The sequence below is a fragment of the Kitasatospora sp. NPDC094019 genome (genome assembly GCF_044764505.1).
In the GTDB taxonomy this organism is placed as follows: domain Bacteria; phylum Actinomycetota; class Actinomycetes; order Streptomycetales; family Streptomycetaceae; genus Kitasatospora.
The window spans coordinates 198,852-218,055 of sequence record NZ_JBIWIF010000016.1; the positions used below are offsets into that span (position 1 = coordinate 198,852).

Annotated in this window: 20 protein-coding genes and 1 pseudogene; 20 read left to right on the plus strand and 1 reads right to left on the minus strand. The window is 73.3% G+C overall.

Features of this window, described 5'->3' with window-relative positions; all coding sequences use genetic code 11:
- Positions 1–90: 90 nt before the first annotated feature.
- The 20 genes from ACIQ9P_RS30115 (at position 91) to ACIQ9P_RS30210 (ending at position 19,027) form a co-directional block, all read left to right on the plus strand.
- On the plus strand, positions 91–1,293 hold the full coding sequence (locus tag ACIQ9P_RS30115; RefSeq protein ID WP_402362987.1) for a cytochrome P450: 1,203 nt from the start codon (positions 91–93) through the stop codon (positions 1,291–1,293).
- 43 nt (positions 1,294–1,336) lie between these two features.
- Complete coding sequence (locus ACIQ9P_RS30120) at positions 1,337–1,915, plus strand: GNAT family N-acetyltransferase (protein WP_402362990.1); 579 nt, start codon at positions 1,337–1,339, stop codon at positions 1,913–1,915.
- Entirely contained in the window at positions 1,912–2,517 is a 606-nt protein-coding gene (locus tag ACIQ9P_RS30125) for a hypothetical protein (protein WP_402362993.1), read from the plus strand. Before ACIQ9P_RS30120 ends, ACIQ9P_RS30125 begins: the two co-directional genes overlap by 4 nt.
- Positions 2,504–3,592 carry a BtrH N-terminal domain-containing protein gene (locus ACIQ9P_RS30130; protein WP_402362996.1) on the plus strand — a complete coding sequence of 363 codons (1,089 nt, stop codon included), beginning with the start codon at positions 2,504–2,506 and terminating at the stop codon, positions 3,590–3,592. The genes ACIQ9P_RS30125 and ACIQ9P_RS30130 overlap by 14 nt, the downstream gene beginning before the upstream one ends.
- Positions 3,592–4,854, plus strand: coding sequence for a DegT/DnrJ/EryC1/StrS family aminotransferase (locus tag ACIQ9P_RS30135; protein WP_402362999.1), 1,263 nt, complete (start codon positions 3,592–3,594; stop codon positions 4,852–4,854). Before ACIQ9P_RS30130 ends, ACIQ9P_RS30135 begins: the two co-directional genes overlap by 1 nt.
- A gap of 26 nt (positions 4,855–4,880) precedes the next feature.
- Positions 4,881–5,765 carry a transketolase gene (locus ACIQ9P_RS30140; RefSeq protein ID WP_402363001.1) on the plus strand — a complete coding sequence of 295 codons (885 nt, stop codon included), beginning with the start codon at positions 4,881–4,883 and terminating at the stop codon, positions 5,763–5,765.
- On the plus strand, positions 5,758–6,687 hold the full coding sequence (locus ACIQ9P_RS30145) for a transketolase family protein (RefSeq protein WP_402363003.1): 930 nt from the start codon (positions 5,758–5,760) through the stop codon (positions 6,685–6,687). The genes ACIQ9P_RS30140 and ACIQ9P_RS30145 overlap by 8 nt, the downstream gene beginning before the upstream one ends.
- 83 nt (positions 6,688–6,770) lie before the next feature.
- Positions 6,771–6,938 carry a lysine biosynthesis protein LysW gene (locus tag ACIQ9P_RS30150; protein WP_375977478.1) on the plus strand — a complete coding sequence of 56 codons (168 nt, stop codon included), beginning with the start codon at positions 6,771–6,773 and terminating at the stop codon, positions 6,936–6,938.
- Positions 6,931–7,815, plus strand: coding sequence for a RimK family alpha-L-glutamate ligase (locus ACIQ9P_RS30155; protein WP_402363006.1), 885 nt, complete (start codon positions 6,931–6,933; stop codon positions 7,813–7,815). Before ACIQ9P_RS30150 ends, ACIQ9P_RS30155 begins: the two co-directional genes overlap by 8 nt.
- Positions 7,812–8,822, plus strand: coding sequence for an N-acetyl-gamma-glutamyl-phosphate reductase (argC, locus tag ACIQ9P_RS30160; protein WP_402363009.1), 1,011 nt, complete (start codon positions 7,812–7,814; stop codon positions 8,820–8,822). The genes ACIQ9P_RS30155 and argC overlap by 4 nt, the downstream gene beginning before the upstream one ends.
- A gap of 5 nt (positions 8,823–8,827) precedes the next feature.
- On the plus strand, positions 8,828–9,649 hold the full coding sequence (locus ACIQ9P_RS30165) for a [LysW]-aminoadipate kinase (RefSeq protein ID WP_402363012.1): 822 nt from the start codon (positions 8,828–8,830) through the stop codon (positions 9,647–9,649).
- Between the two features lie 32 nt (positions 9,650–9,681).
- The gene (locus ACIQ9P_RS30170; RefSeq protein ID WP_402363015.1) at positions 9,682–10,734 is read left to right on the plus strand and encodes a M20/M25/M40 family metallo-hydrolase; all 1,053 of its coding nucleotides are present in this window, start codon (positions 9,682–9,684) and stop codon (positions 10,732–10,734) included.
- Positions 10,731–11,468, plus strand: coding sequence for a sulfotransferase family protein (locus tag ACIQ9P_RS30175; protein ID WP_402363018.1), 738 nt, complete (start codon positions 10,731–10,733; stop codon positions 11,466–11,468). The genes ACIQ9P_RS30170 and ACIQ9P_RS30175 overlap by 4 nt, the downstream gene beginning before the upstream one ends.
- 145 nt (positions 11,469–11,613) lie before the next feature.
- A complete protein-coding gene (locus ACIQ9P_RS30180) occupies positions 11,614–12,867 on the plus strand; it encodes an MFS transporter (protein ID WP_402363021.1) in 1,254 nt (417 codons plus the stop codon).
- A gap of 113 nt (positions 12,868–12,980) precedes the next feature.
- Positions 12,981–13,256 carry a phosphopantetheine-binding protein gene (locus ACIQ9P_RS30185; protein ID WP_402363024.1) on the plus strand — a complete coding sequence of 92 codons (276 nt, stop codon included), beginning with the start codon at positions 12,981–12,983 and terminating at the stop codon, positions 13,254–13,256.
- Positions 13,253–14,779 carry an amino acid adenylation domain-containing protein gene (locus ACIQ9P_RS30190; protein WP_402363027.1) on the plus strand — a complete coding sequence of 509 codons (1,527 nt, stop codon included), beginning with the start codon at positions 13,253–13,255 and terminating at the stop codon, positions 14,777–14,779. The genes ACIQ9P_RS30185 and ACIQ9P_RS30190 overlap by 4 nt, the downstream gene beginning before the upstream one ends.
- Complete coding sequence (locus ACIQ9P_RS30195; protein ID WP_402363030.1) at positions 14,779–16,080, plus strand: condensation domain-containing protein; 1,302 nt, start codon at positions 14,779–14,781, stop codon at positions 16,078–16,080. The genes ACIQ9P_RS30190 and ACIQ9P_RS30195 overlap by 1 nt, the downstream gene beginning before the upstream one ends.
- A 105-nt stretch (positions 16,081–16,185) precedes the next feature.
- Entirely contained in the window at positions 16,186–16,749 is a 564-nt protein-coding gene (gene cysC, locus ACIQ9P_RS30200) for an adenylyl-sulfate kinase (RefSeq protein ID WP_402363053.1), read from the plus strand.
- Positions 16,746–17,678 (plus strand): sulfate adenylyltransferase subunit CysD, encoded by a 933-nt coding sequence (gene cysD, locus ACIQ9P_RS30205; RefSeq protein WP_402363033.1) that lies wholly within the window; start codon positions 16,746–16,748, stop codon positions 17,676–17,678. Before cysC ends, cysD begins: the two co-directional genes overlap by 4 nt.
- A 2-nt stretch (positions 17,679–17,680) precedes the next feature.
- Complete coding sequence (locus ACIQ9P_RS30210) at positions 17,681–19,027, plus strand: sulfate adenylyltransferase subunit 1 (RefSeq protein ID WP_402363036.1); 1,347 nt, start codon at positions 17,681–17,683, stop codon at positions 19,025–19,027.
- A gap of 19 nt (positions 19,028–19,046) precedes the next feature.
- Here the strand turns inward: ACIQ9P_RS30210 and ACIQ9P_RS30215 are convergent.
- A pseudogene (locus ACIQ9P_RS30215) lies at positions 19,047–19,204 on the minus strand (IS5/IS1182 family transposase); the annotation flags it as partial.

Below are 19,204 nucleotides of genomic sequence, written 5' to 3' on the forward strand. Positions count from 1 at the left end.
TGCGCGTGTGTTGTTCGAGTGCCGGAATTCCCAGGTGAAGGCGGTTTATCGATGCGAATTTCTCCCACGGACCCCGAATCCTCCGACCTGATGTCCTCCGGTCCGATGTCCTCCGACCTCTACGAGGAATCGCAGTACGCGATCCGGAACATGCATGACCGCTGGCGGGAACTGCGCAAGCAGGACGGACTGTCGTCGCAGCCGACCCCGGACGGCCAGGAATTCTTCGCGGCCCTGCGGCACGCGGACGTGTTCGAGGTGCTGAACGACCCGGGGACGTTCTCCTCCGCGTACAGCACCATGCTCACGGTGCGCGGTGACGGGGACGTCGCGGCCGGGGCGGCGATCCACCTGACGGACCCGCCGCTGCACCCCGCGATCAAGCGGGTCTTCACCCCGCTGATGACGGTGCAGGCGGCGCAGCGCCTGGAGCGCGGCATCACGGACCGGATGGCGGAGCTGTTCGACACCCTCCGGGGTCGGGAGTCCTTCGACTTCTGCGAGGCCATGGTCACCCTGCCGATGACGATCACCGGCCTGCTGATGGGCATCCCGCAGGAGCAGTGGGCGGTGACCGGCCGGGCGACGGTGCGCGCGATGGGCGGGGTGAACCCGGCCGAGTCCGAGCGTCAGCGCCGGTTCGACCTGTTCGAGGCGCACACGACCATCATGTCGGTGCTGGGGAACGTCCTGGAGGACGCCCCGCCCGCCGACTCGGTGAGCGGCCGCTGCCCGGCCACGGCCGAGGTGGTGCGGGACCCGGACCGGGACGTGCCGCTGCTGAACGCCTACGCGTTCCTGATGGGCGCCAATCCGACCGTGCCCCAGACCGTCAACCAGATGCTGATCATGCTGGCCGAGGACGCGGACCTGTGGTCCTGGTTCACCCGCCAGGAGGAGACCGACCAGCGGTTCGTCGACGAGGCGCTGCGCTGGGCGAGCCCGGTCAACCATGTGCTGCGGCGCGCCACCCGGGACACCGCGGTCGCCGGGACGGAGCTGCCGGCCGGGTCGCTGGTCTCCGCCTGGATCGCCTCGGCCAACCGCGACGAGGAGGTGTTCGCCGATCCGTTCCGGTTCGTCCCGGACCGCTCGCCCAACCGCCACCTGGCCTTCGGCCTCGGGGTGCACCGGTGCATCGGCCAGCATGTCGCCGCAATCGGTATGAAGATATTCTTCGACCTTTGGCGCAGGAATGTGCGGTCCGTGGCACTCGACGGCGAACCCGGGCACCTGATCTCGAACTTCCTGAACGGCGTAGTATGTCTGCCGCTCGCCGTGACCTGGAAGTAACCGGCGACCGGGACGGCGACCGCATCCGCGGAAGGCAGAAGCGATGAGCGATTTCGTCACCACCATTGTCGGGCCGGGCGACTGGCCGACGGTCGGCGAATTCTTCGAGCCGAAAGGGCTCGTGGAGAACTGCTGGTGCACCTATTTCCGCATGACCGCGAAGGAACGCTCCTCCTGCGGCACCGCGGCGCGCAAGGACCGGCTCCGCGAACTGGTCGAGGGCGGCGAGCGGGTGGGCGTCCTCGGCACCGTCGACGGCGTCCCCGCCGGCTGGATCGGGGTCGGCCCCCGGCTCGGCTTCCCCCGGCTGGCCAGGTCCCGCGCGGCCAAGCTGCTGAAGGGCGACGACCCGGAGCGGATCTGGTCCGTCGTCTGCCTCTACCTCACCCGCGACCACCGGCACCAGGGACTCACCAAGGTGCTCATCGACCGGGCCGCGCGATGGGCTCGGGACGAGAAGGCCGAGTTCATCGAGGCGTACCCCGAGGACGACCGGGACCCCGGGGCCGCCGTCGAACGCGGCAGCTTCCGCGGCCGGGTGACCACCTTCGAGTCCTGCGGCTTCACCGTCGTCGAACCCCGTTTGCAGAGCAGGGCATTGGTACGGAAGGACCTCCGTTGACTGATCACAAGGTGCTCGCACTCGAACCCTTCATGAACAACCAGGCCGCGACCACCCCGGCGAACCTCGCCGACGGCCGGCTGAACGTCTGGCGCAACTCGCTGCCGGCGCGGGAGACGCCGCTGGAACTCGTCGTCGACGGCGTTCCGCTGCGCAGCGCCCGGCTCGACGGCCTCGGCCCGGACAACGTCCGCTGCGCCGGCCAGCGGATCGAGGTCCCGGAGCGCCGGTGGGACTGGCTCTACCTCATCGGCTGCGGGGAGCGCCGGGTCAGGGACGTCCTCACCTGGCACTTCTCCGACGGCACGGTGGACCGGGACCAACTCGCGCTCTCCGACCTGTGGGAGGGCCGGTCCGACTTCGGCGAGGAACTGGCGCTGCGCACCGACGTCATCCACTACCCGCACCACGTGCAGGAGCGGATCGGGATCACCCTCTGGTGCCAGCGCGTCCCGGTGACCTCGCGCAAGCCGCTCACCGCGATGTCGCTGCCGAGGAACCCGGCCGTCCATCTCTTCGCCCTGACGCTCGTCGGCCGGCCCCTGGGCGCCGGTGCCGACGGCGACCCGCTGATACAGGGAGCCAGCCGTGCACTCAGTTAGGACGAGCGGGACCGGGACGACCGGCGCCGCGCCGCGCGCCGCCCGGTGGGACGGCGCCGCCGGAAGCTACCCGCAGTGGTACGAGGACCCGCTGAGCTGCCTGCAGACCACCCTGGGCGGCGTGCTGCTGGAGCACGGCCTGCGGCCCGTCGAAGTCCTCGGCCTCTCCTGCGAGTTCGTCTTCGCGCCGGAGGACGTCCCGCGCGAGGAGTTCTACCGACCGGCCCAGGGCGACCGGGGCGTGGCGGGTGACCTGTGCCCCTACCACGAGGTCGAGTCCGCCTGGACGACCGGCGCGGACGCGGACGATCTGATCGCGCTGATCGAGGAGCACTCCGGCGTCGTCGTGGCGGTGGACAACTACCACCTCCCGTTCCGCCCGGCCTTCCACGACGTGCACGCGGCCCACCTGGTGGTGGTGCCCGGGTGGCGGCGGACCGCCGACGGGGGTGTGGAGTTCTACGTCTCCGACGCCCAGCCACCGCGCTTCCAGGGCTGGTTGGCCGCCGAACATCTGCTGGCGAGCTGGCTCTCCGGCAATCCCTCCGACGACCAGGACGTCTTCTTCTCCAGCCGGGAGATCGGCGGCCGGGTCCTCACCACCTCGGTGCGCGAGCGGCCCGGCGAACTCGCCGCCGACCGGGTCGCCCTGGCGCTGCGCGGCAACCTCGACCGCTGGACCGGCGGCACGGCCGCTCCCGGGGACCGCCTCTGGACCGGCCGGGCCGGGCTGGCGCGCTTCGTCGAACGGCTGACGGAGCACCGCGGTGACCCGGCGGAACTCCGCGGCGCCTACACCCTGGGCTGGGCGATGCAGTCGCAGGCGTTCCTGCACGGCCGTCTGGCCCAGGAGTTCGCGCACCGCGCGAAGCGGCCCCGGCTGCTGGAGGCCGCCGCCTCGGCGGACCGGGTGGTCGCGGCCTGGTCCAACGTCCGGCTGCTCGGCGCCCACGCGGCGGACACGGCCGGGATCACGGAACTCGTGCCGCGCCGCGGCGCGGAGCTGGTGCACGCGTACGAGCAGCTGGCTGCCGACTGGCAGCTCGCCCTGGCCGAGGAATGGACGGACGTCTGATGGATGGCGGGTCTGTGGGCGGGCTGGCGCTCGCCGGGGGCGAACCCGTACTGGGGGCGCTGGCACCGGTGGACTGGCCGAGGACGACGGACGCGGACCGGGCGGCGGTGCTGTCCGTCCTGGAGTCGAACGTCCTCGTCTCCGACCGGGCGGAGGAGACCGCCGTCGAACGGCTGGAACGGTCCTGGGCCGACTACCTGGGCGTGCGGCGCTGCGTCGGGGTGAGCAACGGCACCACCGCCATCGAACTGGCGCTGCTGGCCCACGGCGTGGGCCCCGGCGACGAGGTCGTGGTGCCGGCCCTGACCTTCGTCGGCACGGCGATGGCCGTGGTGCACGTCGGGGCCACCCCGGTGTACGCGGACGTCGACCCGGTCACCTTCACCATGTCGGCGGACAGCCTGGCCGCCGGGATCACCGAACGGACCAGGGCCGTCCTGCCGGTCCATCTGCACGGCCTCAGCGCCGACCTGGACGCGATCGGCGAAGTCGCCCGCCGGCACGGCCTGGTGGTGATCGAGGACGCCGCGCAGGCCCACGGCGCCCGCCGGCACGGGATCCTGTCCGGCGCGTCCGGCAACACCGCCACCTTCAGCCTCCAGATGACCAAGAACCTCCCCACCTGCGGCGAGGGTGGCCTGGTGGTGACCGACGACGAGCGCGTCGCCGACCGGATCGTGCAGCTGCGCCAGTTCGGCGAGACGATCCGCCCGGACCGGCCCCGCCGCTACGTCAGCCACCGGCTGGGCTTCAACGCCAAACTCAGCAACGTCCAGGCCGCCTACACCTCCAGCCAGTTGGAGCGGCTCGACGAGTACCACGCGGCCCGGCGGACCAACGTCGGGGCCTTCCTGGCCCGGCTGCGCCCGCTGGAGGGCCTGGTATGCCCGTCCGAGCCGGACGGCTACGAGCACGCCTGGCACATCCTGCGCTTCGTCGTCGACTTCGAGCGGGTGCTGCCCGGACTGGAGTCGGGGGCGGCCCGCAACCTGCTGATGCGGGCCCTGCGCGCCGAGGGCGTGCCGGTGACCAGGTACCAGATGATGCCGCTCGCCGACCAGCCGGCCCTGCGTCCGCTGAGCCGGCAGAGCCCCGACCACTGGCCGGTCACCCAGGACGTGATCGACCGCAGCTTCACCCTCCAGCAGCGCCAACTTCCCCCGGACGCCGGACCGTTGCTCCAGAGCTTCGCCGATGCCGTGGAGAAGGTCTGGTCGCACCTGAAGGTCCTGCCGGAACTCGCGGAAGGTGCGGGACGCTGACCGGGCCCGAGCACCGGCCGACACCCGTGCAGCTGGCGGCCGCTGCGCGCGCCGTCCGCGAGCACATCGTGGACATGTGCGCGGGCCCCGAGGGCGGCCACCTCGGGGGCTCGATGTCCGCCGTCGAGATCCTGGTCGCGCTCTTCTTCCGGACCATGGACATCGACCCCGCCGACCCCGAGTGGAAGCAGCGCGACATCTTCGTGCTGAGCAAGGGCCACGCGGCGATGGCCCTCTACGCCACCCTCGCCGAACGGGGGTTCATCCCCCGGGAGGAGGTCGCCACCTTCTGCCGGCCGGGCAGCAGGCTCGCCACCCACGGCAACGTCGCCGTCCCCGGGGTCGAGTTCGCCACCGGCTCGCTCGGCCACGGGCTGGCCCTTGCCAACGGCACCGCGTGGGCGCAGCGCCAGGCCGCCGGCGGCTCCGCCGGGGCCCCCGCCCGCACCCCGGAACGTACCCCCGCCCGCACCTACGTCCTGCTCGGCGACGGCGAGTTGCAGGAAGGCACCGTGTGGGAGGCGGCGCAGGTGGCCCGCGCCATGGACGCCGACAACCTGGTGGCCGTCGTGGACGTCAACGGCTTCCAGCAGACCGGGGCGGTGCGCGAGGTCAGCGACGGCGCGCCGGTGGCCGGCCGCTGGGCCGGCTTCGGCTGGCACACGGTCGAGGTGGACGGGCACGACCTGGCGGCGCTCGGCGAGGCCCTCGACGGGGCGGCCCGCGCCGGGGGACCGGCGGCGGTGGTCTGCCGCACCGTCAAGGCGCGGGGCGTGGGGGTGCTGGAGGGCCGCTCGGCCTCGCACTTCGTCCGGCTCGACACCGAGCGGAAGCTGGCCCGGGTCCGGGGCAGCCTGCGGCCGGCGGCGGCGACCGCCGCCACCGGCGGGGGGAGGACCGGCCGTGGCTGAGACCGAGGCGGAGCGGGTGAGCACCAGGGCGGCCTTCGCCGAGGCCCTGCCGGAACTCGCCGCGCGCCACAACGTGCTGGTGGTCGACACCGACACCGGGAGCGTCCAGGCGTCCCCGGGGATGGACTATCTCAACGTCGGCATCGCGGAGAACGCGGCCGTCGGGCTCGCCGCCGGCGCCGAGCACCTCGGTCGGCGGGCCCTGGTCTGCACCTTCGCCGCCTTCTCGGTGAGCCGGGCGTTCGAGTTCATCAAGCTCGACATCGCCTACCCGAAGCGCCGGGTGTGCCTGGTCGGCACCCACGGTGGTGCCAGCGGCGGCTGGCTGGGCCCGACCCACCACGCCACCGAGGACCTGGCGCTGATGAACGCCCTGCCGAACATGCGGGTGGTCGTCCCGGCCGACGCGCGCCAGACGGTGTCCCTGCTGGGGCAGTGCCTGGAGTACGACGGGCCGACCTATCTGAGGCTGGGACGCAAGGACTCGCCGGTGTTCGCGGGACTGCCCGAGCCGGAGCTCGGCCTCCCGCAGGAGGTCCGGCCCGGGCGGGACCTCGCCCTGGTCGCCACCGGCCCGGAGATCCTGGCCACGGCCCTGGAGGTCGCGCGGGGGCTCGCCGCCGCCGGGTACGAGGCCCAGGTGATCAACGCCCACACCGTGGACCCGGAGGCCGCCGCCGCGATCGGCCCGGCCGTCGCCGCCGACTGCCGGTGGCTGGTCACGCTGGAGGAGGCGTGGACCTCCGGCGGCATGGGCGCGCAGGTCGCGTCGGCGCTGGGGGCGCGCGGGATCCGCTGGTTGCCGATCGGCGTCACCGGATTCCTCCCGCCCGGCAGTCACGGCGCCCTGCTGGAGGACAGCGGACTCACCGCCGGGGCCGTGCTCCACCGGGTCCTGGAGTTCGTCGGGCACCCGCGGTGACCGGGAGACCGACCGCGCGAGGACCGGACGACCGGGCAATGACCGAGTACTGACCGAGTACTGACCGAGAGAGGACCGACGAGATGGAAACACTGTGCGTCAGCTGTGACGGCCCGCTGAAGATACCGGGGGACAGCTACCAGGGGGAGATCGTGAGCTGTCCCGGGTGCGCCACCGAGCTGGAGATCCAGTCCGTGGACCCGCTGGAGCTGGCCCTCGCGCCCGAGCCCGAAGAGGACTGGGGTGAGTGACCGGCGGAGAGCGTCGACACGGCTCGGGATCCTGCTGTCGACCGTCCGCTACGAGGAACGGCGGCTCCTGTCCGAGCTGGACCGCCGCGGGGTCGAGGTCACCCGACTGGACCCCCGCACGATGTCGTTCGGACCCGGGGACACCGAGCGGCTGAGCGGGACGACCGTCCTCAACCGGGAGATCTCCAGCCAGCGCGCCGCCCTCGCGGGCGAGTCGCTGGAAGCCTTCGGCGCCCGCACCGTGAACGACGCCGAGGCGATCCGGGTGTGCGGCAACAAGTGGTCCACCTACCTGCGGTTGCGGCAGGCCGGCGTCCCCACCCCGACCACCCTGCTGGCCCCCACCCCGGAGGCCGGCCGGGCGGCGGTCGCCGCCCTGGGCTACCCCGCCGTGATCAAGCCGCTCAGCGCGTCCTGGGGCAACCGGGTCAGCCTGATCACCGATCAGTACGCGGCCGAGGCCGTCCTGGAGCACTGCGCCGCGCTGCCCTCGGCGGTCGCGCGCACCGTGATCGTCCAGGAGGCGGTCCGGCCGGGCTCCCCGGACGTCCGGGGGATCGTGGTCGACGGCGTGTGCGTCGGCGCGATCACCCGGTCGAGCAGCGACTGGCGCAACAACGTGGCCAGGGGAGCGACGGTCGAGCAGCACGCGCCCGACGAGGAGGTCCACCGGCTCTGCGTCCGGGCGGCCGCCGCGGTGGGCGCGACGATCGCCGGTGTGGACCTGGTCGAGCGCGCGGACGGGAGCCACACGGTGCTGGAGGTGAACTCCCGGGTGGAGTTCCAGGGGTTCGAACGCGCCACGGGCGTCGACGTCGCCGCCCGCATCGTCGAGGTCTGGACAGCCGAGCCGAGTGAGGTGAAGGAACCGGTATGAAACGCATCGCAGTGGTGGGTGGGCGGGGCTTCGTGGGCGGTGAACTGCTGCGCCTGCTCGTGCACCATCCCGAGGTCGAGGTGGCCGCGGTGACCTCCGACACCCAGGCCGGCCGCGCCGTGGAGACCGCGCACCCGCCGCTGCGCGGCAGCGGACTGCGCTACCGCCGCCGGAGCGAACTGGAGGCGGTCGACCTGGTCTTCCTGGCCGGGGTGCACGGTTCCACGGCGGAGATCCTCGACGACGTGGCCGCGCTCGCGCCCAGGATCGTCGACCTGACCGCGGACTTCCGGATCGAGGACCCCGCGCTGATGGAGCGCTACTACGGCTGGAGCCGCGACGGGGAGCACGCCGCGCCCTTCGTCCGGGGCCTGCCCGAACTGCACCGCAAGCAGATCGTCGACGCGACCCGGGTCGCCGTCCCGGGATGCATGGCCACCAGCGCCATCCTCAGCCTGGCGCCGCTCGCGGCCCGGGGGCTGCTCCAGGACGTCCAGGTCGACGCCAGGACCGGCAGCAGCGGCTCCGGCGCCTCCGGCGGCGACGCCAACTCCCATGCCCTGCGCAGCGGAGTGATGCGGGTCTTCGCGCCGTTCGACCACCGGCACGAGGCCGAGGTGGCCGAGGCGCTCGGGATCGGCGTGTCGATGACGGTCACCGCGACACCGCAGGTGCGGGGGGTGCAGACGCTCGCCAAGGTGCCGGTCGGGGACGTCGGCGAGCGCGAACTGCTCGCCATGTACCGCGAGGACTACGGCGGCGAGCCGTTCGTCCGGCTGGTCAACAGCGCTCGCGGGACGTTCCGCTACCCGGACCCGAAGGTGCTGCTCGGCTCCAACTTCTGCGATGTCGGCATCGTCGCCGACCACCGCGGACGGGCCCTGGTGTTGGGAAGCCTCGACAACCTGGTGAAGGGCGCGGCGGGCGGCGCGGTGCAGTGCATGAACCTCATGCTCGGCCTGCCGGAGACCTGCGGGCTGACCTTCCCCGGATTGCACCCGGTGTGACCGGGATGAGAATCGTGGTGAAGTGGGGCGGAAGCCTCCAGCAGAACAGCGGCGCGATCGCCGACGACATCGCCGCCCTGTGGCCCGGGCACCGCATCGTCGTGGTGCACGGCGGCTCCCGGGACATCGACGACACCGTCGCCGCGCTCGGCCTGCCCCGGCGCACCCTGCGGTCCCCGGACGGCATGGTGACCCGGTACACGGACGCGGCGACCCTCACCGCCCTGATGATGGCGATGCGGGGGCGGACCCAGGCCCGGATCGTCTCGGAACTGGCCGCGCGCGGCGTCACCGCCGCCGGACTGTCGGGCATGGACGGCGGGCTCGTCCGCACCCGGCGCAAGGCGGCGATCCGCGCCGTGTTCGGCGACACCGTCCGGGTGGTGCGCGACAACCTCGCCGGCAAGGTGGTCGGCGTGGACACCACGGTGCTGGAGGCGCTGCTCGCCCGCGACATCCTGCCCGTCGTGTGCCCGCCGGGGATGACGGCCGAGGGCGAGCCCACCAACGTCGACGCGGACCGGATGGCCTGCGCGATCGCGGCGGCCTGGCGGGCCGACCGGCTGCTGCTCTGCACGGACACGCCGGGCGTGCTCGCCGACCGCGACGACCCCGCCTCCGTCGTCCCCGCCCTGGACCGGGACGGCGCCGCCGACCTGGTGGCCGCTCTTGGCGGCGGCATGCGGATGAAGGTCGCCGCCGCGGTGGAGGCGCTGGACCACGGCGCCGGCGCGGTCCAGATCTGCGACGGCCGGGTGGAAGCGCCGATCGCGGCCGCCCTGCGCGGCGGCGGTACCCTCATCGGAAAGGGCCGTGGCACGATATGACGATCCATCATCCCGAGACCGGAACAAGGGCGTTGACCGAGAGCGACGCCGTCGCACTGCTCGCCGAGGTGGTGGCGGTCCCGTCCGTCTCCGGTGGCGAACGGAAGCTGGCCGAGCGGCTGCGGGACATCGCGGCCGGACACGGCGCGCGGAGCCACCTCGACGAGGTGGGCAACGTCCACGTCCTGGTCGGGCACGGAACCCGCACGGTCATGCTGCTCAGCCACCTCGACACCGTGCCCGGCAAGGTGCCCTTCGAACACACCGGCACCCTGGTCCGCGGCCGGGGCGCCGTCGACGCCAAGGGTCCGCTGACGGCGATGCTCGTCGCGGCGCTGAACAGCCGGGACCTCGGCCTCCGGATCCACTGGGTCGGCGTGGTCGAGGAGGAGACGCTCCGCTCCCGGGGCGCCGAGCACGTCCGGGTCACGGTCCCCGTCCCGGACGCCGTGATCGTCGGCGAGCCGAGCGGGGCCTCCTCGGTGACCATCGGCTACAAGGGCATGGTCCAGCTCGCGGTGCGCTGCGAGGTCGAGCGCACCCACACCGCGACCCCGGGGCCGAAGTCCAGCGAGACCCTGGTCCGGGCCCTCGCCCGGCTCTTCGAGACCTACGGCACCCGGGGCAACGACACCTTCGACGGGATCGGCATGGTCGTCAGGGACGGCCGGTTCGAACCCTTCGCCAGCTCCTGCTCGCTGCTCTTCCGCACCCCGCCGGGCACCTCCGCCGAGGGGCTGCTGCGCGACGTCCGGGCGGTCCTCGGCGAGCGGATCGAGGTCTCGGCCGAGTACCAGGTGCCCGCCGTCACCGTGTCGCGCGGCTCCGCCTGCGTACGGGCGCTGTCCCGCGGCATCGCCGCCGCCGGACTGCGCCCCGCGCACAAGCTCAAGACCGGCACCAGCGACATGAACACCCTGAGCCGGACCTGGCGGGTCCCGATGGCCACCTACGGCCCGGGGGACTGCCACGAGGACCACACCGACAGCGAGCACATCCTGATCCAGGAGTACCTCGACGGCATCCGCGTTCTGCGCGCCGCCCTGGCCGAACTGGACAAGACCCTTCCGGAGGCGGCGTCATGACGGAACAGCCGAGTCTGCTGGCGCTGTGGAGCGTGCCGCGCTCGCGGTCGACCGCGTTCGAGCGGGCGATGTACGAGCGCGGCGACTTCCTGGTGGTCCACGAGCCGTTCTCCCGGGTGTGCGACTTCGGCGAGGCGGACGTCGCCGGCCGGAGCTGCGCCACCCAGGAGGAGGTGATGGCCGCGCTCGTCGACACGGCGGCCGAGCGGCCGGTGTTCTTCAAGGACACCACCGATTTCCCGCTCGACCGGCTCGGCGGCGACCCGGCCTTCCTGCGGCGCTGCCGCCACGCGGCGATGGTCCGCAACCCCCGGGACACGGTGCGCTCGCACCTGGTGATGCAGGCCGACGCCACGTCCTCGGCGATGGGTTTCGGGCACCTGTGGGACATCGTCGAGACGGTGACCGGCGCGGGGCTGCCGGTGCACCTCGTCGACGGGGACCGGCTGGCGGGCGGCGCCGAGGCGGAGATGCGGCGGTACTGCGAGGCGATGGGGATCGACTTCCGGGCCGAGGCACTGGCCTTCAAGCAGGAGCCGCCCGCCAGTTGGAAGGCCACCGAACGCTGGCACGCGGCGGCCGGCGAGTCCGACGCGCTGGGCGCCGTCCCGGCCGGGCGCAAGCCGTTCCCGGCGGAGCTGGAGCGGACCGCCGAGGCGTTCGAGCGGGACCAACTCCCCTACTACGCCCGGATCACGGCCGCCCTGAGCCGGAGCGGCGCGGAGTCCCGCTGACCCGACCGAACGCGCCACGAGCGCCACGGGCACGAAATGCGCGAGAGCACCAGAAGCACTACCGGCACTACCGGCACCGCGAGTACCAGAAGCACCGCACGCACGCACCGCACGCACCGCATGCACGAACGACAGAGGAGCGGACATGAGTTTGGGCCCGGGCTTCACCAGGCTGTGGTGGTCACAGGGGTTGTCGAATCTGGCCGACGGCCTGGTGCTGGCCGCCGTACCCCTCCTCGCCGTGGAGATGACCCGTGACCCGCTGCTGGTCGCCGGGATCACGGTGGCGCAGTTCCTGCCCTGGCTGATCTTCACCCTGCCCTCCGGCGCCCTCGCCGACCGTGTCGACCGACGCCTGATCATGGTGTGGGGCAACGCGATCCGGGCGGTCGGCTTCCTCCTGCTCGTCCTCACCCTGGTGGCGGACCTGCACAGCATCGTGGTCCTCTACCTCGCCGTGTTCCTGGCCGGGACGGCCGAGACCCTGGTCGACAACGCGGCGCTGACGGTGCCGCCGCGACTGGTCGAGCGCGCCGACCTGGAACGGGCCAACGGGCGGCTGTTCGCCACCCAGTCGGCGATCAACAACTTCGTCGGACCGACGGCCGGGGCCGCCCTGTTCGCGCTGTCGGCGATCATGGTGTTCTCCTCCACCGCCGGGCTCTTCGCCCTCGGCGCCCTGGCCGCGATCACCCTGCCCCGGATGCTCCCCAGCGCGAGCGACACCAGCGGGGGCAAGCACTCGGCGGGAGACGTCGTCCGCAGCATCAAGGCCGGCTGGTCCTACTTCTGGGAGCACCGGCTGCTGCGCCGGGTGGCGTTCATCTCCGGCTCGATCAACCTGTTCTCCTCCGCCACCGCCGGTCTGCTCGTGCTCCTGGCGACCGGGCCGCTGGGCGTCTCCAAGTCCTGGTACGGCGTCTTCATCGCGGTACCGGCCGTCGGCGCCGTGATCGGCTCGCTGATCGCGGCGCGGGTCGTCCCGGCCATCGGCGGGGGACCGGTCACCTGGCTCGCCGCGCTGGTGCCCGCCGCCAGCTACCTCGTCCTCGGCCTCAGCGGGAGCATCGTGCTCTCCGAGATCGTCATGTTCCTCGCCGCCGTCTCCACGGCCCTGAACCAGATCGTGGTGAGCACGCTGCGGCAGGCCGCCGTCCCCGACGAACTCCTCGGCCGGGTCACCGCCGCCTACCGGCTGATCGTGCTCGGCGCGGTGCCGGTCGGCGCGCTGACCGGTGGCGGGCTCGGCCGCTGGCTCGGCCCCGAGCACGCCTTCGTGGTCTGCGGCCTCGGACTGGCGCTCGCCGCCGTGGTGTTCGCCTCCCGGGTGACCACCCGCGCCCTGCGCGAGGCCGAGCGGGACGTGAAGCCGGCCGGCGCCGTCGAACAGGTCTCCTGAGCCGCGCCGGGGTCCGGCGTCCCGGCCGGGCCCCGGCCCGCCGGACGCCCCCCGGGCCGCCCCGACCCCAGCCCCAGTCGAAGCCGCAGTCGAAGCCGAGAAGAGGAGATCCCGTGACCGAGAACCGCGACGTCGTGTGCAAGGCCGAGTACGAGCCGCCCACCGACGAGCTGGAGCAGCAGGTGGCCGACGTCATGGCCGAGGTGCTCGGCGTCGATCTGGTGGGCCGCCGCGACAGCTTCTACGACTTCGGCGGCACCTCACTGGCGGCCATCCGCATCTGCGCCCGGATCGAGCGCCGGCTCGGACTCAAGGTCGACCCCGCCTGGTTGCTGGAGTACGACGAACTGGCCGACTTCGCCGAGCAGATCCGGCTCGGTGCGGAATGACCGCCGCCACCGACGTCCCGTCGCCGCGGAGCGTGCACGCCGCGGTGGCCGCCCACGCCGACCGGGCGCCCGGGGCCCCCGCCCTGGTCCAGGGCGGCGAGCGGACCGACTACCGGACCCTCACCTCGGCGGCCCGGGTCCTGGCCGCCCGGCTGACCGCCTGGGGCGTGCGGCCCGGGGACATCGTCCCGCTGCTGCTGCCGCGCGGCGCCCAGCTGATCGCGCTCCAGCTCGGTGTGCTGATGAGCGGCGCCGCCTACGCCACCCTCGACCCGCGCTGGCCCGCGAGCCGGATCGCCGCGATCCTCGGCCAGCTCGACGACCCGGTCGTGGTCGGCCGGCCCGGCGGCGAGCCGCTCGGCGTCACCCGGACCCTCGCCCCCGGACCGCTGGCCGCGCTCGCCGCCGGGGCGCCGACCGAACCGTTCACCCCGGTGACCGCCGCCCCGGACGACCTGGCCACGGTGTTCTTCACCTCCGGCAGCACGGGCGTGCCCAAGGGGGTGCTGATCCCGCACCGGGCCGTGACCCGGATGTTCGGCCCGGGCGGGCTGGACGGCTTCGGGCCCGGCCACACCACCGCGCAGGTCGCGCCCGGCGCCTGGGACATGTACGCCTTCGAGCTGTGGGGCCAGCTGACCACCGGCGGCACCTGCGTCGTCGTCGAGGAGAGCCATCTGATGCCCGGCCGGCTGCGGGCCCTCGTCGCCGACGAGGGCGTGGACACGCTCTGGCTGACCACCTCCCTGTTCAACCTGGTCGTCGACGAGGACCCGGACGCCTTCGACGGCCTGGGCACCCTCTACGTCGGCGGCGAGAAGCAGTCCCCCCGGCACGTCGCGCGCTTCCTGGAGCGCTTCCCCGACCTGCCGCTCTGGAACGGCTTCGGCCCGGCCGAGAACTGCATGCTGACCACCGTGCACCGGATGCGCCCGGCCGACACCGCCGTCCCCACCGGCATCCCGGTCGGCCGGCCGGTCCCCGGCACCACCGTGCTGCTGCTGCGCGAGGACGGCACGCCCGCGCCGCGCGGCGAACGCGGTGAGATCGTCGCCCTCGGCCCCGGCGTGGCGCTCGGGTACCTGGGCAACGAGACCCTGACCCGCGAGCGGTTCCCGCTGCTGGAGTCCGACGGCGAGCGGCGCCGCGCCCTGCGCACCGGCGACCTCGGCTCGTTCGACGCGGACGGCATCCTGCACTACCACGGCCGCCGGGACCGGCAGGTCAAGCTCAGCGGCAACCGGATCGAGCTCGGCGACATCGAGGCCGCCGCCGCCGCGCTGCCGGAGATCCGCGCCTGCGCCGCCGTCGCGCGCACCGACGCCGGCGGGACGGTCGAGCACATCGCGCTGGTCTACACCCTGGCGGAGGGTGCCGAACTCTCCCCCCGGGACGTCCGCCGGAGGCTCGGCGGCATGCTCCCGGCCTACGCCGTGCCCGGCCGCTTCGAGCGGTTGGACGACCTGCCCCGGCGCGACAACGGCAAGGTCGACCTGTCGGCTCTGGAGAGGCGCCCCCACTGATGCGCGCATTCCCGCAGACCTGGGAACAGGAGGCGCTGTGGATCGCCGACCGGTTCCTGGGCGACCCCTCGCCGTTCCTGGAGACCTGGGCCCAGCGCATCCTGGGGCCGCTCGACGTCCCCGCCCTGGAACGCGCCCTGGCCGCCGTGGTCGCGCGGCACGCCGTGCTCCGCAGCGGGTTCGACCTCGGCGACGACGGCCCGGAGCAGCGCGTCGACCCGGTCGGCACCGTCCCGCTGGAACGCCTCCCCTGGCCCGGCGGGGAGCTGCACCCGACGCTCCGGCGGGCCGGGCAGCGACCGCTCGACCTGACCCGCTCGCCGGCCCGGTTCACCCTCTACGACCGTGCGCCCGACGAACACGTGCTGCTGCTGCAGATCCACCACGTCGCCGTCGACGACGCCTCCCTGGTGCTGCTCGACCAGGAGCTGTCCGCCCTGTACACCGAGGAGACCGGCGGCCCGCCGGCCGGGCTGGAACCGCCCGCGCTCCTCCTCGGCGAACACGCCGTCCGCGCCCGGGCGGCGGGCGTCGCCCCGGCCGACCTCGCGTTCTGGGCCGACTTCCTGGCCGGGGCCACGCCCCTCGCCCAACTGCCGCCCCGCCCGAGGCCGCTCGCCGCCCGGCGCGGCTCCGGCTGCGACACCGTGCGGACCACCGTGCCCGCCCCGCTGGGCGACGCCGTCCGCGCGGCGGCCCGCGCGCTGCGCACCACGCCGCACGTCCTGATGAGCACCTGCACGGCCGTCACCGCCGCGGCGCTGAACGGCGAGGACGTGGTGATCGGCACCCCGGTGTCCCGCCGCGGCGAGCCCGACCTCGACGGTGTCTTCGGCTGTCTGACCGACCTCCTCCCGGTCCGTCACCGCGTCCCCGCCGACGCCACCTTCGCCGCGGTCTGCGCCGCCGCCAAACGCGGCTCGCTGGAGGTGCTCAGACACCGCAACGTGCCCTACGCCCGGCTCGGCGGCGGCGTCGGCCGCACCCGGGGCGTGCTGTCCGGTGCGCACCTGAGCCGGATCTGCCTCGTCCTCGACCAGTCGCCGAGCCGGCTGGAGCTGCCCGGGCTGCGCTGCGAGCGGGTGCACGTCGGCGGTGCGGCGGCGAAGTTCGACTGGCTCCAGTACGTGGTCGCGGACGGCGACGGCTGGGACGTCCGGGCCGACTACGCCCTCGACTTCTTCACCGCCGACGAGGCGGCACTCGTGCTGCGGCAGTGGCTGACCGCGCTGGCGGTCGCGGCCGACGACCCCGAGGTGCCGGTGCGGGACCTCTTCGACCGGCTGGCCGAGACCGCCTGAGCCGGGCCGCCCCACCTTGTGGACCTGCGGACCCCCGGCCCCGGGGGCTTCTGGACCGTGGACTTCTGGACCTCTAGAGAGAGCGACACGCCGGTGGAAACGGAGTTGCCGACCAGCCCGACGACACGCGCCTGCGAGTGCGGTGCGACGGTGTGGCTGACGGGCCTGCCCAGTTCGGGAAAGACCACGATCGCCCACGCCGCGGCCGAGCGGCTGCGCGGCGACGGCCGCCGGGTGGAGGTGCTCGACGGCGACGAGTTCCGCCTCACCCTCTCCTCCGGCCTCGGCTTCGGCCGCGCGGACCGGTACACCAATGTGCAGCGCCTGGGCCTGGTCGCGGAAGTGCTGGCCCGCAACGGCGTGCTGGTGCTGGTCCCGGCCATCGCACCCTACGCGGACAGCCGGCAGGCCGTGCGGGAGCGGCACGACGCCTCCCGCACGCTCTACCTGGAGATCCACGTCGCCACGCCGTCGAGCACCTGCGCCGAACGCGACGTCAAGGGTCTCTACGCCCGGCAGGCCGCCGGGGAACTCACCGGACTGACCGGCGTCGACGACCCCTACGAGGCCCCGTCCGACCCCGATCTGCGCATCCCCGCGCACGAGCAGTCGGTCGCCGAATCGGCGTCGGCCCTGCTGAACCTGCTGGCGGAAAGGCGGCTGACATGAACCCCCGCCCGATCGGCACGATGACGGAGGACCTCTCCGCCCTCGGCCACCTGGACGCCCTGGAGTCCGAGGCGGTGCACATCGTCCGCGAGGTCGCGGGGGAGTTCGAGCGCCCGGTGATCCTGTTCTCCGGCGGCAAGGACTCCATCGTCATGCTGCACCTGGCGCTGAAGGCGTTCGCGCCCGCCGCCGTGCCGTTCGCACTGCTGCACGTCGACACCGGCCACAACTTCCCCGAGGTCATCGAGTACCGCGACCGGGTGGTGGCCGAACGCGGACTGCGGCTGCACGTCGCCTCCGTGCAGGACTACATCGACCGGGGCGTGCTGCGCGAACGCCCCGACGGCACCCGCAACCCGCTCCAGACCGTGCCGCTCACCGACCGGATCCGCACCGAGCGCTTCGACGCCGTCTTCGGAGGCGGTCGGCGCGACGAGGAGAAGGCCCGCGCCAAGGAACGGGTGTTCTCGCTGCGCGACGAGTTCTCGCAGTGGGACCCGCGCCGCCAGCGCCCCGAACTCTGGCAGCTGTACAACGGCCGCCACGCGCCCGGCGAGCACGTCCGGGTCTTCCCGCTGTCCAACTGGACCGAACTGGACGTCTGGCAGTACATCGCGCGGGAGAAGATCGACCTCCCGGCGATCTACTACGCCCACGAGCGGCCGGTCTTCCGGCGGGCCGGCATGTGGCTGACGGCGGGGGACTGGGGCGGACCGGCGGCGGACGAGCCGGTCGAGACCCGGCTGATCCGCTACCGCACGGTCGGCGACATGTCGTGCACCGGCGCCGTCGACTCCGACGCGACCACCATCGAGAAGGTCATCGCCGAGATCGCCGCCTCCCGTCTCACCGAGCGCGGCGCCACCCGCGCCGACGACAAGCTCTCCGAAGCGGCGATGGAAGACCGCAAGCGCGAAGGGTACTTCTAGAGATGACCAGTCACCCCGCCACCGCCGACTACCCCGCCGTCCTCGGGCCGTCCGCCACCTCGCTGCTGCGCTTCGCCACCGCCGGATCCGTCGACGACGGCAAGTCCACGCTCGTCGGCCGGCTGCTGCACGACTCCAAGTCCGTGCTCGCCGACCAGATGGAGGCCGTCGAGCACGCCTCCCGCTCGCGCGGCGCAGAGGTGCCGGACCTGGCGCTGCTCACCGACGGCCTGCGCGCCGAGCGCGAGCAGGGCATCACCATCGACGTCGCCCACCGCTACTTCGCCACCCCCCGGCGGCGGTTCATCCTCGCCGACACCCCCGGCCACGTGCAGTACACCCGCAACATGGTCACCGGCGCCTCCACCGCCGAACTCGCCGTCGTCCTGGTCGACGCCCGCAACGGCGTGGTCGAGCAGACCCGCCGCCACGCCGCCGTCGCCGCCCTGCTGCGCGTCCCGCACGTCGTGCTCGCGGTCAACAAGATGGACCTGGTCGACTACGCGGAGCCCGCCTTCGCCGCCATCGCCGCCGAGTTCACCTCCTACGCCACCTCACTGGGCATCGGGGACGTGCTCGCCGTCCCGATCTCCGCGCTGGCCGGGGACAACGTCGTCGAACCCTCCGCGCACATGGACTGGTACGGCGGCCCCACCGTGCTGGAGCACCTGGAGACGGTGGAGGTCGGGGACGCCGCCGCCGAGGGCTCCGTCCGGTTCCCGGTCCAACTGGTCCTCCGGCACCGGGGGGAGCGCCACTACGCGGGCCAACTGCTCGGCGGCCGGCTCCGGGTGGGCGAGGCGGTGACCGTGCAGCCCTCCGGCCGGGTCACCACCGTCGCCGCGCTCGACGTGCTCGGGCAGCCGGCCGACGAGGTCGCCGCGGGCGCCTCCCTCAGCGTCCGGCTCGCCGACGAGATCGATGTCGGCCGGGGCGACATGCTCACCGCCGGGCCCCGGCCGCCGCGGATCACCAAGGAGGTCGAGGCCACCGTCTGCCATCTCGCGGACAGCCCGCTCACCGTCGGCCGGCGGGTGCTGCTCAAGCACACCACCCGCACCGTGAAGGCGATCGTCGAGGACATCCCGTCCCGTCTCACGCTCGACGACCTCTCCCAGCACCCGGAGCCGGGAAGCCTCGTCGCCAACGACATCGGGCGGGTCAGGGTGCGTACGGCCGAACCGCTCGCGCTCGACTCCTACGCCGACTCCCGGCGTACCGGCGCGTTCCTCCTGATCGACCCGGCGGACGGCACCACACTGGCCGCCGGGATGGCGGGCGACTCCTTCCTGGCCGTCGGCGCACCGGCCGCCGCGGTGGCGGCGGAGGCGGACGGCTGGGACTGCTAGGTGCTGTTGAGGATTGGGATCATGTGGTTGAGGTCAGGAGCTTCAACCACATGATCGATCCGCGAAGGTGTAGGCCAGCCGTGTAGCTTTCCGGGCTCTTGTCGTACCTGGTGGCCAGGCCGCGCCAGGTCTTGAGCTTCTGGAAGCAGCGCTCGACGGTGTTGCGCTGCTTGTAGC

Coding starts and splice junctions, on each gene's coding strand:
- ACIQ9P_RS30115 (WP_402362987.1), top strand. CDS start 91: ATGTCCTCCGGTCCGATGTCCTCCGACCTCTACGAGGAATCGCAGTAC.
- ACIQ9P_RS30120 (WP_402362990.1), top strand. CDS start 1,337: ATGAGCGATTTCGTCACCACCATTGTCGGGCCGGGCGACTGGCCGACG.
- ACIQ9P_RS30135 (WP_402362999.1), top strand. CDS start 3,592: ATGGATGGCGGGTCTGTGGGCGGGCTGGCGCTCGCCGGGGGCGAACCC.
- ACIQ9P_RS30150 (WP_375977478.1), top strand. CDS start 6,771: ATGGAAACACTGTGCGTCAGCTGTGACGGCCCGCTGAAGATACCGGGG.
- argC (WP_402363009.1), top strand. CDS start 7,812: ATGAAACGCATCGCAGTGGTGGGTGGGCGGGGCTTCGTGGGCGGTGAA.
- ACIQ9P_RS30165 (WP_402363012.1), top strand. CDS start 8,828: ATGAGAATCGTGGTGAAGTGGGGCGGAAGCCTCCAGCAGAACAGCGGC.
- ACIQ9P_RS30175 (WP_402363018.1), top strand. CDS start 10,731: ATGACGGAACAGCCGAGTCTGCTGGCGCTGTGGAGCGTGCCGCGCTCG.
- ACIQ9P_RS30180 (WP_402363021.1), top strand. CDS start 11,614: ATGAGTTTGGGCCCGGGCTTCACCAGGCTGTGGTGGTCACAGGGGTTG.
- ACIQ9P_RS30190 (WP_402363027.1), top strand. CDS start 13,253: ATGACCGCCGCCACCGACGTCCCGTCGCCGCGGAGCGTGCACGCCGCG.
- ACIQ9P_RS30195 (WP_402363030.1), top strand. CDS start 14,779: ATGCGCGCATTCCCGCAGACCTGGGAACAGGAGGCGCTGTGGATCGCC.
- cysD (WP_402363033.1), top strand. CDS start 16,746: ATGAACCCCCGCCCGATCGGCACGATGACGGAGGACCTCTCCGCCCTC.
- ACIQ9P_RS30210 (WP_402363036.1), top strand. CDS start 17,681: ATGACCAGTCACCCCGCCACCGCCGACTACCCCGCCGTCCTCGGGCCG.